The sequence below is a fragment of the Butyricicoccus faecihominis genome (assembly GCF_014648015.1).
Classification (GTDB): Bacteria; Bacillota; Clostridia; order Oscillospirales; family Butyricicoccaceae; genus Agathobaculum; species Agathobaculum butyriciproducens.
The window spans coordinates 154,511-169,512 of sequence record NZ_BMQH01000005.1; the positions used below are offsets into that span (position 1 = coordinate 154,511).

8 protein-coding genes and 3 riboswitches are annotated in these 15,002 nt (G+C 53.9%); all 8 genes read left to right on the forward strand.

Annotated features, from left to right (window positions below):
• Nucleotides 1–15: 15 nt before the first annotated feature.
• Nucleotides 16–2,496, forward strand: coding sequence for a helix-turn-helix transcriptional regulator (locus IEY11_RS06600; protein ID WP_188886124.1), 2,481 nt, complete (start codon nt 16–18; stop codon nt 2,494–2,496).
• An 89-nt stretch (nt 2,497–2,585) separates the two neighbouring features.
• Nucleotides 2,586–2,852 carry a DUF2442 domain-containing protein gene (locus IEY11_RS06605; RefSeq protein ID WP_117752124.1) on the forward strand — a complete coding sequence of 89 codons (267 nt, stop codon included), beginning with the start codon at nt 2,586–2,588 and terminating at the stop codon, nt 2,850–2,852.
• Complete coding sequence (locus IEY11_RS06610; RefSeq protein WP_188886125.1) at nt 2,845–6,861, forward strand: S-layer homology domain-containing protein; 4,017 nt, start codon at nt 2,845–2,847, stop codon at nt 6,859–6,861. The genes IEY11_RS06605 and IEY11_RS06610 overlap by 8 nt, the downstream gene beginning before the upstream one ends.
• 275 nt (nt 6,862–7,136) lie before the next feature.
• A riboswitch (cyclic di-GMP riboswitch) is annotated at nt 7,137–7,225 on the forward strand.
• A 15-nt stretch (nt 7,226–7,240) separates the two neighbouring features.
• Entirely contained in the window at nt 7,241–8,062 is an 822-nt protein-coding gene (locus tag IEY11_RS06615; RefSeq protein WP_188886126.1) for a transglutaminase-like domain-containing protein, read from the forward strand.
• Between the two features lie 278 nt (nt 8,063–8,340).
• Nucleotides 8,341–8,436: riboswitch (cyclic di-GMP riboswitch) on the forward strand.
• A 138-nt stretch (nt 8,437–8,574) separates the two neighbouring features.
• Nucleotides 8,575–8,665: riboswitch (cyclic di-GMP riboswitch) on the forward strand.
• 55 nt (nt 8,666–8,720) lie between these two features.
• Complete coding sequence (locus IEY11_RS06620; RefSeq protein WP_188886127.1) at nt 8,721–9,317, forward strand: hypothetical protein; 597 nt, start codon at nt 8,721–8,723, stop codon at nt 9,315–9,317.
• A 363-nt stretch (nt 9,318–9,680) separates the two neighbouring features.
• Complete coding sequence (locus tag IEY11_RS06625; RefSeq protein ID WP_188886128.1) at nt 9,681–12,125, forward strand: S-layer homology domain-containing protein; 2,445 nt, start codon at nt 9,681–9,683, stop codon at nt 12,123–12,125.
• Nucleotides 12,126–12,382: 257 nt separating this feature from the next.
• Nucleotides 12,383–13,888 (forward strand): carbon starvation CstA family protein, encoded by a 1,506-nt coding sequence (locus IEY11_RS06630; protein WP_188886129.1) that lies wholly within the window; start codon nt 12,383–12,385, stop codon nt 13,886–13,888.
• A gap of 83 nt (nt 13,889–13,971) precedes the next feature.
• Nucleotides 13,972–14,979, forward strand: a complete 1,008-nt coding sequence (locus IEY11_RS06635) for an ATPase P (RefSeq protein WP_188886130.1) — start codon at nt 13,972–13,974, stop codon at nt 14,977–14,979.
• The last annotated feature ends 23 nt before the right edge of the window (nt 14,980–15,002 follow it).

Genomic DNA, 15,002 nt, shown 5'->3' on the forward strand with positions numbered 1-15,002 from the left:
ATTCGGAGGTGCGCCATGCCAAAATCGAAATGGAATCTGAACACGATCTACATATCTGAGCGACTGCAGGAGAGCCTGCGGCCAATCTCGCGCTGTGCCATGACGACCGTGGTTGCACCCATGGGCTACGGCAAAACGACGGCGGTGGAGTGGTATCTCGCGGAACGTGCCAGAGCCGAAGCACCGTACATTGTGCGCATCAGTGTGTACTCGAGCAATCTTGCGATTTTCTGGAAAAGTGTGCAGGACGCCTTTGCGCGTGCAGGCTTTGCCTTCCTGCGGGAGTACGACTGTCCGACCGACGGAGCCAGCGGCGGACTTCTGATCGACGATCTGTGTCATGCGCTGACCGGTGAGAAGTCCTGCTATATTTTTATTGACGATTTTCACCTGCTGACCGACAAGCGCGCACCGGGATTCCTGTGTGCGCTGGCCGGACGGCTGCCGCCCAATGTTCATCTGATTTTAGCCAGCCGCGACCTGTTCCTGCCGGCGGCAGAGCTTGTCCGGCTGGGTGGAAAGGTGTACCAGATCGGCACGGCGCAGCTTCGGCTTAACCATACCGAGCTGGCGGTCTATACCAAGCGGTGCGGAACCGCGCTTTCCGATGAGCAGATAGATACGCTGTTGTATTACAGCGAGGGCTGGTTTTCGGCGGTTTATCTGAATCTGCGGATGTTTTCCGAGCACGGTGTGCTGCCGGACCCGAATTCGGATATTTCATCCATCTTTACGGCTGCGATGATTGATCCGCTGCCCGAAAAGCAGCGGGAATTCCTTGCGGTGATGGGACTTGCCGACGAATTTACGGTCGAAATGGCGCAGTTCGTCATGGCAGACGCGCATGCCGAGGACCTGCTTGCCGCGCTGACCGGGCAGAATGCGTTTGTCAAGCGTCTGCCGGACGGCGTGACCTACCGGTTTCATCACATGATGAAGGAATGCGCGCTGCACACCTTCCTGTCCATGCCGAAGGAGCGGCAGACCGTCTACCGCGGGCGGCTCGGCATCTGGTATGAGGATCATCGGCTGTATCTGCATGCCATGATCGAGTACCGGCAAAACGGCGATTACGATGCGATGCTGCGCACGCTGCAGAAGGATGCAGGCATTCTGCTTTCCTCGCTGCACCCGAAGGCAGTGCTGGCAGCACTGGACGAATGCCCGGCAGCGGTGCTCGCAAGCCATCCGCTGGCGATTCTGGTGCTTATGCGGAGTATGTTCAACTGGCGCAATATCCCGAAAATGCTGGAGCTGAAGGAGCTGCTGCTGACGGCGATTTCCGAAAATACAGCGCTTTCCGCACAGGAAAAAGGCGATTTGCGGGGAGAATGCGACCTGATCATGAGTTTTCTCTGCTACAACGATATCAGCGCCATGAGCCGCCTGCACCGGAGTGCCAGCGCGCAGATGTCGCGGAAGGCGATCAGCATCCAGTCCGGCGGCGGCTGGACCTTCGGTTCACCGTCCGTGCTGATGATGTTTTACCGCGCACCGGGCGAGCTGCAGAGCGAGCTTGCCGAGATGGATGAGTGCATGCCGCACTATTATAAAATCACCGGCAATCACGGTCAGGGTGCCGAGACCATCATGCGTGCCGAGGCGGCGTTCCTGCAGGGACGCTTGACGGATGCACATATCGAACTCGAAAGCGCGTGCGCCCGGATTCAGGACAACGGGCAGGCCAATATGGCGCTGTGCTGTGATTTTCTGGCGTGGCGGCTGTCGCTGTTTGCGGAGATGAAGTATCACTGCACGCTTGCCGAGCGGCACGCGGAGCTGCTGCGGCAGCACAATGCTTCCTGGCTGAACCTATGGAACGCGATTGCGGCGTATTATTACGCTTTGCTTGGCAAAACCGACAAGATTCCGGAGGTTTTCCGCGCGCACAGGCTTTCAACCGTGCATACACTTGCACCGGGCAAGCCGATGATCGAAATGATCGAAAATCAGGTCGGTCTGGCACAGGGCGACTACGCCCGTGTCGTTGGCCGGAGCGAAAGACTGCTTGCTGTGTGCGAAGGCATGCACTACGCACTGGTCGCGATGCATATCCGAATCCAGACGGCAGCGGCGTATGAAATGCTGGGTAAGCACGCGGAGGCACAGGCGCAGCTCGATCAGGCACTGACCGACGCGGAACCGGACGGCTTTGTCATTCCGTTTGCGGAGAATTATCGCTATCTCAAGCCATTGCTGACAGAGCGGCTGCAAACCGGAACGGTTGCACAGATTATCGAACTGGGAGAAGCCGCAGAGCGGCGAAAGGCCGGGTTTGACCGTCCGGAAGCCCTGTCGGCGCTGACCGAGCGGGAATATGAGATTGTCCGGCTGATGGCACAGCGGCTGAACAACCGCGAGATCGCGGAAAAGCTGTATCTGTCCGAGGGCAGTATCCGGCAGTATGTGAATCAAATCTACACCAAACTGCAGATAGCAGGAGAGCCGCGTGCGAAGCGCAAGCTGCTGCTCGACCTGCTTGCGGATAAAAACTAACAACTTGTGAATGGTTTTTTTGAATGGTTCACCGTATCCTATAGGTACGGTGAACCTTTTATTTTGTGTAGGCGAGAGGAGGTACGCATTTGGACCGGAAATACATTCAGTCGGTCAAGCCGCTGACCGACCACGTTCTGCAGGTCGATTTTATCTCCGGCAGTCGCCTGCTGCTGGATATGAAGCCCTATCTGGATAAATTCCGATTCCGGTCACTTTCCGACCCGCAGGTGTGGAACAGCGCGGTGACAAACGGCATTTTTGTCCGCTTTGGCGATGTGGAGATGAGCCATAACGAGCTGTTTTCCATGGCCGAGCAGGAACACCACAGAAAAGGAGGAAAATGGTATGAGTAAAAAGCAGATGATACGACGGCGAGGTTTGTGCGGCCTGCTGGCGATGGCGATGTGTATAGGGGTGCTGCCCCCAACAGCCGGGGCAGCCGTGACGGCAGAAAACGACTGGGAGATCTTTGATGCCTCAGACACCTACAATCTGCCGGGCACACAGGAGCAGATTTTGCAGGAGATGATCAAGAGCCCCGAATTTGCGGAGCAGTGGGCGGGCATTGCAAACAATGTTTTGCCAAAAACGTACTATAACGACAACAATGAACACGGCTATCATGAGCCGTATACCGCTCTGACTGCGGCAGATTACGCAAAGGTACAGTATACATCCAAGGGCCTGCGGGATGCTGTCAGCAGCGTCGTTGACCAGAGTGCGATTTTGAGCGGCTCGGGTGTTTTGAACAGCCTTCCGGAAGAAGAAACCCCGGTTTATTATGTCTCTACCAGAGCGGAGAAGGAACGCGATGACCATCACTCTTATGTAAGTACCGGCTACGGCTACTATGTACAGGCGTTCTACGACTTTGAAATTCAGGGTATTGCGAACCGGTTTGAAACGCCTTCCATCGAGGCGGATGACACAACGGCGTCGCTCGAGCAGAAGGGCTACCAGTTTAATCTGGGCGGCAGCTCGGACAGCTACAAGGTGACGGCGGAAAACCGCAATGACTTTGAAAACACGGTCGAAAAAAGCTATACCTATGAAAAGAGCACCACGACCTCGACCACGGTCTCCAATACCTATTCGCAGAACTGGACCGAGGAGACCACGGTAGGCGTCGAATTCAGCGTGCCCGTTCTGGCCGCGCTTTCGCCCACTGCCAAGGTAGAGCAGAGCTTTTCCTACTCCTATGGCATGGAAAAGACCTACGAGAGCAGCAAGGAGGAGTCCTACGCGCAGTCCATTACGGATACCATCTCCGTACCGCTGCCGGCACATACGGGCATTGACATCAATGTCGATGTGACCGACCTGCAAACGACCATCCCCTATACCGGCGCGGTGTACATCAAGTATAAGACCATGCTCCTCTCGGTTACTGGTTATCATCGAACCAAGGGGAATGGTGTCTCGGTGGACAGCTGGAAAGGACGGGAGTTTAAGCAGTATACCTTCGGCCGGAACGGCAGAAGTGCAATCGAGGATCTGGATGCCCGCATCGAAAACCGGAATGTCTCCGGCTACGACCCCGACAAGCTGGACATGAACACCCTGTATCAGGGAGCATTCAAGACGGCAGCCGATCAGCTGCGCTCCGGTCAGCCGGTTGCACCGTACTTCGGTTCGTTTCACTACACCTCCAAGAACACCGTCATCACCCCGCAGAAGGTGTACCCGATCTATGCACTCGATCGTCTGGTGCCTGATACCGAACAGGTTTCTTTGTACGAGCAGCAAAGCCTGCGTCTGGACAGCATCAAGGTCGAGGCGAAAAACGAACACGACGTGGACTGGTACGGCTTCAATCCCCGCCTGAGCGGCGAATGGACGGTTGTGGACGAAGGCCTGAACGACGCTTCGGAGTACGCCGAGGTCACGACAAACCGCAATGGCTATCCTGTCCTCAATGCGCTCAAGCCGAATGACGGAGCACAGCTGTTCCTGCGCTATCAGCCGAAGGCTTCGATCGAAACAACGGATGATTTCAACAGCGAGCTGATTGAACTGACCATCCTGCCCGTTGTGCTTTCCTCGGTTACGGTAGAGGGCAGCTTTGAGCCGTTCTACTTCAACGACGGCAGCAACACCGCCGATGTTTCGAATCTGACCGTGACCGCTCTGGACGAGGACGGCAACGATTTTGATGTAACCGGCAAGGTCAAGTGGTATGCAGAAGCAAACGATGACATTACGGTTGACGAAACCACGGGCAGCATCGAGTTTACCGCACCGGGAACCTATCAGATTTATGCCGTAGTGAACGGCACGGAATCCAACCGTGTACCGCTGCAGGTTCTGCCCGAACGGCAGCTCGATACGCTGACCGTGAACGGCACGATTCCCAATCTCATCTATAATGATGATACGGCGAACACCTTTGACCTGAGCACGCTCAATGTGGAGGCCAAGGATCAGTACGGCGAGGACATGACGCTTGACGATGGCCTGTTTGAGTGGCGGCTTGCCACGGACAAGGGCTATGCCGAAATCAGCGGCAGCGTAATCACCGGTCTTGTAGTCGGCACGGATACGGTTACCCTGTATTATCCGGTCGGACAGGACGAGCAGGGCGAAAAGGTCTATCGGACGGCACAGCCGCTGCCCGTACAGGTGACGGCAAAGCCGTATCTGAATGAGCTGTATTATAATGACGGCGCTCCCGCCGCAGTAGAGGGCGCAGAGTATGATCTGTCCCGCATTCCGCTGCTGGCGCGCGATCAGCACGGCAATCCCTGTGGAATTCCGTCGGACATCGAGTGGACGCTGGCAGACACCAATCAGACCAATGCCACGATTGAAAACGGAAAACTGCTCGTTGCGGTTGGCAGTGTCCCGGATGCCTCCTATGCGGATGTGATTCTGGAAGCCTCCTCTGCCTCTGCCGGCAAGACTGCAAAGAATGTCGTTGTTAAGGTCGAGCAGCAGCCGACCCTCAAGACAATTCGCGCTGACATGAAGGACGGTTTTGTCCTGCGGCTGGATGAAAATGCGGTTCTTGCAGATCAGTTTACCGCTGCCGGCTACGATCAGTATGGCAGAGAAATGACCGGCGGCAGCTTTGAATGGGTTACCTCCAAGCCGGATGTGGTTTCGCTCGAAAACGGAACACTCAAGGCACTGAAAGAGGATTCTACCGAGATCTATGCCCGTTCCGGTGACATCGAGAGTAACCACATTACACTGACGGTCAATGCCCCGAGACGGCTGACTGCAATCACCGCAGACGGAATTCCGTCGTCCGTTCGGAAAAACACTACGCTGGATCTGTCTGCAGTTAAGGTAACGACGCTCGATCAGTTCGGCAAGGCCTTTACTCCGGAAGAGCTGGCGGCCTATCCGGCTTCTGTACGTTGGACGATGGAAAAGAATGATACGCACGCCGTTATCAGCGGAAATACACTCAGCTTCGGTGATCAGGATGGCACGATGACCCTGATCTGTGCTGCGGTCAACGCAGACACCAATGTGATCGTGGAAAAGAAGATTATCATTCGCATCACAGACTCCACCTCCGGCGGCGGCTCGTCCGCCGGAGGTGGTGGCGGCGGCGGAGGAGGCTTCTCCGCACCCAGCTATTCGGTATCTGTAGATGATGTAAAGCACGGCACTGTCACCGTATCTCCTGAGTCTGCGTCCAAGGGCGACACTGTGACCATCACGGCAACCCCCGACAAGGGCTACGTCCTCGAAAGCCTGACCGTGCTGGACAAGGACGGCAAGGCGCTTGCGCTGACCGACAAGGGCAGCGGCAAGTACACCTTCGTCATGCCTGCAGGCAGGATCACGGTGAAGGCAGTCTTTATGGACGACAACACCATGCTCAACTTCTTCACTGATGTGCACGCGGAGGATTATTACTATGACGCAGTCCTCTGGACGGCGCAGAAGGGCATTACCGGCGGCATGAGCGACACGCTGTTCGCTCCGAACGCTGCCTGCCCCAGAGCGCAGATTGTGACCTTCCTGTGGCGTACGGCGGGCTCGCCCGAGCCGAAGAGCACAAACCATCCGTTTGTGGATGTGCCTTCCGGCAGCTATTACGAAAAGGCAGTTCTGTGGGCGGTTGAGAACGGTATTACCGATGGCACGAGCGATACAACGTTTGCACCCGGCACTATCTGCACGAGAGCACAAGGCGCAGCGCTCCTGTACCGTGCGGCAGGCAGTCCGGCAGTCAGCGGCAGCGCGTCCTTCACCGATGTACCTGCTGATGCCTACTACGCCGATGCGGCAGCATGGGCAGAGCAGAAGGGCATCACCGGCGGCATCGGAAACGGTCTGTTCGGTCCGCATAACAACTGCACCCGTGCACAGATTGTCACATTCCTGTACAGACTGTACGGCAGCAAATAAGCAAATCAACCGATGGAAAGCGGCGGCAGGGGAATACCCCTGCCGCCGTCTGTTTACCGATTTTTTGCCGCCATCTCACGCTTTGGAGTGAGCTGCATTCCCGGACAAATCGCTGCGATAAGAGCGGGAGAAACGGGGAAAATGTCATAGTTTCGGTAACTCTGCGGCAACGTGTCATAATTTCTTCTTTTTTTGTAAAACCCTGTTGACAAAACACGACAGATGCGCTATAGTGTGGATAAAAGAAGATGATGCAGTCGCTTTGACCGCATCTCAAACGATAATGGCAAACCCACCGAAAGGTGGCGACGCAAAGCTATAGGGCCTTACCCCTCATCGAGAGGGCTGGCAGCCAGTTACCGAAAGGAGATCGCCGGATATGAAGCGGCTTTTTCGTGTTGTATGCGCAGTTTTTGCAGCAACTGCCCTCTCGATGGGCGTTACCGCAGCAGCAGTAAATGATGTTGTGGATATGAGTAATTCCACCCACGGTTATGTTACCGTAAACTACTCCTCGAGTGCAAGACTCAAGGTTGGTATTCAGTACAACGGCGGCAAGACCGTATTCTATGATTGCCCGAGCGGCAAGGATGCTTCCTTCTCTCTCGATAAGGGCAACGGCAAGTACACCGTAACGCTGTACCGCAACGTTTCTGGTACGTCCTATCAGCAGGTCGAGTCCAAGTCCATGAACGTAACCGTTAAAGACAGCTACGCTCCGTATCTGGCCTCCACTTCCGAGGTTCAGTTCTCCAAGGGTGATACGGTATCCGCTAAGGCTGCTGAGCTCTGCAGGAACGCCAAGACCGACGAGGCTAAGGTTATCGCCATCTACAACTACATGGCAAGCCGTTATACTTATGATAACAAGCTGGCGAATGAGATCACCAGCGGCAAGATTACCAAGTACATCCCGGATACCGCCGCTACCCTGAAGGGCACCACCGGTATCTGCTACGATTTCTCCTCGCTGTTTGCAGCAATGTGCCGCAGCCAGGGCATCCCGTGTGCACTGACCAAGGGCTACACCGGCTCCAGCTACCACGCTTGGAACAAGGTAAACCTGAATGGCAAGTGGTATCAGATCGACCTGACCTACGCGGTTACCCGCAGCGTAAAGAACGCAAAAACCCTGCATGACTGCGTATCTCCGCTGACCTACACCAACACTAGCGATGCGCTTGCAGTAGCTGCGGCTTAACACTTTTTCGTTTTATTTTGTATGCAAATGGTCCTGATTGGATATGTTTATGCCCAATCAGCGGCGATTTCTTGCATAAAAAAGACGATTCCGGATTGAAACTCTTCTTCGTTTTTACAGTATTTGCTTGTTGTTCGCAGGCATTTATGGTATACTGAAGAAGAGGATCCGAAGGATTTCTGTCCTGCGCGGGCAAGGGACTGTGTATGCAGTCCGGCGTATCTGCCGACAGAAAAGATCGTAAAATTCTGTGCATGACTTCCGTAAAGGGATACAGGTACAGACAAAGGCACAGCCGGTGAAAACCGGTGTCGCAAAGCCAGATGGGCCTAAACGGAGGTTTTTTCCTCTCCGCATGGCAGCCGGTTGCCAAAGGTACTTTGTACCCCCTTGCAGAGCTATGCGCGCTGTAAAGGGGGTATTTTATTTGGAGACTGAACAACCATTCTGCGTTGCCAACAGCCATTTCAAAAAGAACCAACCATCTGTGCTACTCGATAAGGAGTAAGTTGTACAGACAAGGGCACCATCGGTGAAAGCCGGTCTCGCAAAGCCAGGGGCCTAAACGGAAAGTCTCTTTCCGCATGGCAGCCGGTTGCCAGAAATACATTTGCAATCCCTCTCGATCAGCATGCACGCTGACCAAGGAGGTATTCCTATGTTAAAAAAGAATATGCGTAAACGTCTGCTCGCAGGAGCACTTGCGACTATCATGGCGCTGACCATGTGCCCGACCTGGGCGCTGGCCGACAATGAAGGCATCACCACCCTTCCGGCACCGGAAGGCCAGATGCCGGTGGTTGACAGTACTCCCACAGGAGACACCATTCAAACTCCCGATGCTGGGACCCAAGGACAGCCTGAGGCTCAGGATCCTGCACAGGCACCGTCCGGCGGTACGGACATCGAGGAGACTGGCAATAATAGCAATTCCAATGAAAATGATTCTCAGAATAATGATGCAGTAAGCAATTCTCCGGCAAATGAAATTGCAACGACGAGCGGTAATAGCGATAACGCAGTTGATGTTTATGCCAATAAGGTTCAGACCATCGAGGCTGAATATTGGCTGACCAACCGTCGGGCAGTCGGTGACGATGGCAACTCGATGACCATCAACGAAGCTGTTGTCGGCAATGGCAAGGCTGTTACCGACCTCGCACCCGCTGAGCGCGAAGCAACTGCAGACGCGGCCTACAACACCGTTTTCTGGCAGGCTCGTGTGCATGCCAGCAACAAAAAGCAGACTGACTAGGGTGGCGATGACAAGACCGCTAAGGGTACCGAAATCACCAATATTCGCTACAACGACGGTCAGCTTGAGTATCAGGCAAAGAATTCGCCTAAGTGGACTGCATTTGCTGAAGGCTCTCAGCTTGTATTCTACTATCTGATTCGCACTGAGTATTCTCAGATGGTTCAGATTGACGTGTCCGACTGGACTGTTAATGCTGAACCGAACTGGATACAGTATCCTGAACGCCGCAGCGTAACTTATCAGGTTATTATTAAGGATGGTCTCGATGCTGGTAAAGAGCTCCGCAGTGAGACGTTCTGGTACAATTCGGCCGTTAATGTTTCTGCGGTACGTGTTCGTCAGACGGAGACTGCGGATTACATGATTGATAGTGTAGTACTTGACCCGGAGGGTCTCGGAAAGCCTGAGAAGGTAAATGGTGAGTATCAGTTTAGCCTTGATCTTGCTAAGGTTACGAATGACGAGCGCAATGCTACCGTTAAGATTTATGTTTCCGCAACTTCTCATAATTTGACTTATGATGCGAACGGCGGTACGCTTGCTGACGGCAGCTACAGCAAGGATAAGGTTTACCCCAAGATGGAGCTGACGCTTCCGACTGATGCAGAAATTACTCGTGAAGGCTATAGGTTCGACGGTTGGTACGATGAAGCAAACAATAAGCCGTACCAGACTGGCGATCGGATGCCGAATGCAGACCTGACTCTGTACGCAAAGTGGACGCCGAAGTCCTACAAGGTAATCTACCAGAATGAAGATGAAACCACGTATGAAGAAGAGTCTCACGATGTTAATTCTGAGGTATCTGTAAAGAAAGACTATCCTGAAAAGGACGGCTTCACCTTTACTGGTTGGACGCTTGAGACGGAGGGTGTAAAGATTACTGACGGCAAGTTCACCATGCCTGCACATGATGTTATCTTTACTCCGAACTACGTGAAGAATCCGGATCCGGAGTATAAGTACACCATTAACCAGCATTTCTACGATGAAAATGGTGACGAGATTGCCGACATGGCTTTCTCGAAGAAGGGTACTGCTGTTAAGGGTACGTCGATTGCGTCTCTCTACGCGGACTATGCGAAGAACCAGCAGAACTACGTTTATGTTCCGTCTATGACCACGATTACCCCTGCTTCGCAGGACGGTAGGCTGGTAGAAGTTGTAACCATTAACCTCCACTACTACCTTGACGCCAAGGGCGACCGGGAGAAGCCGGAAGAGAAGGGTGACGGCATCCCGGACGCATGGGAATACCGTCTGACCTTCAAGGTTGTAAACGGCAACTGGAACAATGACACTAACGCTGGCGTTATCGTTTACGTTCCGTTCAATGACGCAAACGGCAACGCAATCGAAAAAGTCGTTATTCCGGACGGTATTCCGACTGCTGGCGAAAAGCCGGCTGCTGGTTACTGCGAAGGCAAATGGGATACGACCCCTGTTGTTGGTGCGACGGTTGCAAACGACACCGTATTCACCTACACCTACGCTACTGTACCGAAGTACGCGTACGCCATCGAGCACTACAAGTACAATCCGACGACTGAGAGATATGAAATTGTCGAAGCTGATACCGAAACCGGTACTGCAGCATTGAATGAGACCATTACTGCCAAGTCGAAGGGTTACACTGGTTATGTGCTGAATCTGCATGCAGATGGTTACCTTGCAAGCGGTACGGTGACTAAAAATGCAGATGGCACTGTTCCGAAGCTGACGCTCAAGCTGTTCTATGATCCTGACACCAAGGGCGATTCCAAGGATCCCGAAAACAAGGGTGACGGCATTCCCGATCGTTACCAGTACAAGGTAACCGAAAAGGTAGTAAACGGCAAGTGGGACAGCCACACGAAGGATAACAAGGACATTATCTTCTACGTTTCCACGATTAACATGGAAACTGGCAAAACGGTTCAGCCGAAGCTGGTTGAATCCAACATCGCACAGGCAGGCAATACCCCGGACGCTGACTATCGTGCTGGCAGCTGGAATGTTGAGCCGAAGGTTGACATGGAAATCAAGGCTGACACCGTCTTTACCTACACCTACGCAAGAAGATCTTCTTCCGGCGGCGGTGGCGGCGGCGGCCGCAAGCCCACCGTTACCATTCCGGATGATGTACCGACCGGTCTGAACGGCGATGACCACTATGCTTACATCGTAGGCTATCCGGACAGCACCGTTCGTCCTCAGAACGGCATTACCCGTGCTGAGGTAGCAACCATCTTCTTCCGTTTGCTCACCGATGAGACCCGCAATGCAAACTCCACCAAGTCCAACAGCTACTCCGATGTAGCAGCCGGCGCATGGTACAACCACGCTGTTTCTACGCTGAGCGCTATGGGCATCGTGAAGGGCGACAGCCAGGGCAAGTTCAATCCGAATGCGCCGATCACCCGTGCGGAGTTCGCTGCGATCGCAGCTCGTTTTGACGACAAGGCCAACACGACCGCTGTTGACTTCAGCGACATTGCATCCCACTGGGCAAAGAACGAAATCAGCGCCGCTGCCAACAACGGCTGGATCAACGGTTATACCGACGGCACCTTCCGTCCGAATAACAAGATCACCCGTGCTGAGGCGATGATGCTCGTAAACCGCGTCCTCAAGCGCCTTCCGGAGACTGCAAAGGATCTGCACAACGACATGATCAAGTGGAGCGACAACTCCGATACTTCCGCATGGTATTACCTGGCCGTACAGGAGGCTACGAACAGCCACTATTACGACATCAAGGGAAACAAGCACGAGAAGTGGAGCAAGCTGCGCGAAACTCGTGATTGGACCGAACTGGAAAAGTAAATACTTTCCTATAAGGGCGAACGAATCCCCCGGCCATTGGTCGGGGGATTTTATTGCGCTGATAGTTTTTTCTAAAGGAAACAAATTTCGGCAAATTTTTCTTGTTAAAATTATAACATATTGTCCTTGTGGTTTTTATATCATAGGTTCATAATAGGGATTGCCGAAAGGGAAAAAGAGGAATTCCAAAAGTAGGCTTTTCGGTGATTTTTATGCGAAAGTCATGCTTTCGCAGCCGGTATAGAGGAGGAGATAATATGATCAGCTTTATCGTATGCTTATTATTATTGATCACCGGCTATCTTACTTATGGTAAAATTGTGGACAAAACCTTTGGCCCGGATGACCGGGAAACGCCGGCAGTTCGCATTAACGATGGCGTTGACTACGTTGTCATGCCGCAGTGGAAGCTGTTTCTGGTACAGCTGCTGAACATCGCCGGCCTTGGCCCGATCTTCGGTGCCCTGCAGGGCGCCCTCTGGGGCCCGGTCGTATTCCTGTGGATCACATTCGGTACCATTTTTGCCGGCGGCGTACACGATTACTTCTCCGGCATGATCAGTGAGCGAAACGACGGTGCCTCCATCGCAGAGGTTACCGGCAAGTACCTCGGTCACACCATGCAGAATATCATGCGTGTGTTCTCAGTTGTACTGTTGATCATGGTCGGTACGGTATTTGCAGTCGGCCCGGCCGGTCTGATCGTTACGCTGTGCAAGAGCAACGGTGTGTCCGGTGTGCTTTCGACCACGCTGTTCTGGCTGATCCTCATCCTGGTTTACTACTTTATTGCAACCTTTATTTCGATCGATAAGATCATCGGTAAGGTATACCCGCTGTTCGGCATGTGCCTGATCATCATGGCGGTCGGTGTTATCATCGGTATCTTCACCAACCCGAATTACACCATTCCGGAGATTTGGTCTCACCTGTACAATATGCACCCGTCCGGTACGCCGGTATGGAGCTTCATGTTCATCACGGTTGCATGCGGTGCAATTTCCGGCTTCCATTCCACGCAGTCGCCGTTGATGGCGCGCTGCATGAAGAACGAGAAGCAGGGTCACTTCGTATTCTACGGTGCAATGGTAGCCGAAGGCATTATCGCACTGATCTGGGCGGCAGTCGGCTGTGCTCTGTATGAGGTCACCGGCGGTCTCAACACCGGTCTGGCGGAAGCGCTGGCAGGCGGTCAGTCCGCAGCAATCTATGATGTATGCTCCAAGACCATGGGCGGCGTCGGTATTGCTCTGGCCATGATCGGCGTTGTTATCTGCCCGATCACTTCCGGTGATACCGCATTCCGTTCCGCTCGTCTGACGCTGTCCGACTGGTTCCACATGGATCAGAGTTCGTACGCAAACCGCCTGAAGCTGTGCATCCCGGTACTCGGTATCGGCGCTATCCTCGGCATCGGCAATGCAACCGGTCTGATCGACTACACGGTTATCTGGCGTTACTTCAGCTGGACCAACCAGACGCTCGCTATGATCGTTCTGTGGGCAGCAGCTATGTACCTGTTTACCGAAAAGAAGAACTTCTGGATTGCAGCTGTTCCGGCTACGTTCATGAGTGCAGTTTCCTGCACCTATTTCATCCTTGCACCGGAGTGCCTCGGCAGCCTGCTGAACAGCAAGACAGCGGACGGCACGGTAATTTACAATACCGCAGTGGCGTACCCGATCGGCATTGTATTCGCGGCACTGCTGCTCGCACTGTTCATCCGTGCGACCAAGAAGCGCGGCGCAAAGAAATCTGCTTGAATATAATAGCATTGCTGCAGCCGGCCGTTCCTTTGTGCGGTCGGCTGCGGCCATCCATAACGATAATTGCGGGGTGACGGAAAATGTTGAAACCTTATCCGCTCAGCGCGGGACGTATTGATGACGCGTCGCTTGCCGAGGATAAAAAAACCTGTCGGAAAATCGGTCCGTGCGGCATCGGCAGGCATGCCCTCTATTTGAACAGCTTTTTTATTGACCGGCGGTATTATGTTCCGTTTTCCATGGTAACGCGTGTGTACAAGCGCGTTGCGATGAGCAAGGGCGGCTTTTCCGGCAAGGGCATTTTCGCCACGCTGTCCTATCTGGTCGTGGAGTTCGACGGCGGACAGAAGGTGTGCAATTTCAAGTACGAGCAGCAGGTCGATGAGTTTCTGAGCGTTATCCGAGCTGAGCACCCGTCTATTCCGTGCGTCAGCGCGGCGGCAGAGCAGCGCATTGCCGAGGAGAAGGCCCGCCGGGAGGAAGAAGAGCGCAATCGTCCGCCGATGAGCGCACAGGCGGAGAAAACCGTGCAGGCACTCGATAACGCAATCGACTATCTGGAGCGCCGTCCTGAGCTGACCGAACGACTGAGCGCAGCCGCAAAACGCCGCCGGAACTTTCAGTGTACGAACGGCAGCTACCGCTGGGCCGCTATGGCGATCACACTGCTGGGATTTGCGGCGCTGGCTTACGGTATCGTTTCTTTCGTGCGTCACGGCTCGTTCTCGATTTATTTTACGCTGTTCGGCCTTGCCGCGATTTTCACGTTTGCAGGCTTCAGCGTCCTGCCGACAGCACGCAACAACCGTACCTCCATCATGCAGAATGATGCGCAGGCACAGGAGAAAATGCAGGCTTACCTTGCGGATTATATGAATTTCCCGCTGCCGGCCCGCTATGCACATCCGGTTGTGCTGCGCCGCATGCAGCGTGCCGTCATGGATGGCCGCGCAGTGACTACCGCGCAGGCGCTCGACGTTGTGAAGACTGACCTGAAGGCGCTGAACGCGGATGTCACAGTCTCGCAGGAGGAATACGATGAGGTTGTCGCCATCAAGCCCATGTTCCTCAATGCGGAGTATCAGTGATAATCAAATGATACAAAAATCCC

Coding starts and splice junctions, on each gene's coding strand:
- IEY11_RS06615 (WP_188886126.1), top strand. CDS start 7,241: ATGAAGCGGCTTTTTCGTGTTGTATGCGCAGTTTTTGCAGCAACTGCC.
- IEY11_RS06600 (WP_188886124.1), top strand. CDS start 16: ATGCCAAAATCGAAATGGAATCTGAACACGATCTACATATCTGAGCGA.
- IEY11_RS06625 (WP_188886128.1), top strand. CDS start 9,681: ATGATTGATAGTGTAGTACTTGACCCGGAGGGTCTCGGAAAGCCTGAG.
- IEY11_RS06610 (WP_188886125.1), top strand. CDS start 2,845: ATGAGTAAAAAGCAGATGATACGACGGCGAGGTTTGTGCGGCCTGCTG.
- IEY11_RS06620 (WP_188886127.1), top strand. CDS start 8,721: ATGTTAAAAAAGAATATGCGTAAACGTCTGCTCGCAGGAGCACTTGCG.
- IEY11_RS06635 (WP_188886130.1), top strand. CDS start 13,972: ATGTTGAAACCTTATCCGCTCAGCGCGGGACGTATTGATGACGCGTCG.
- IEY11_RS06630 (WP_188886129.1), top strand. CDS start 12,383: ATGATCAGCTTTATCGTATGCTTATTATTATTGATCACCGGCTATCTT.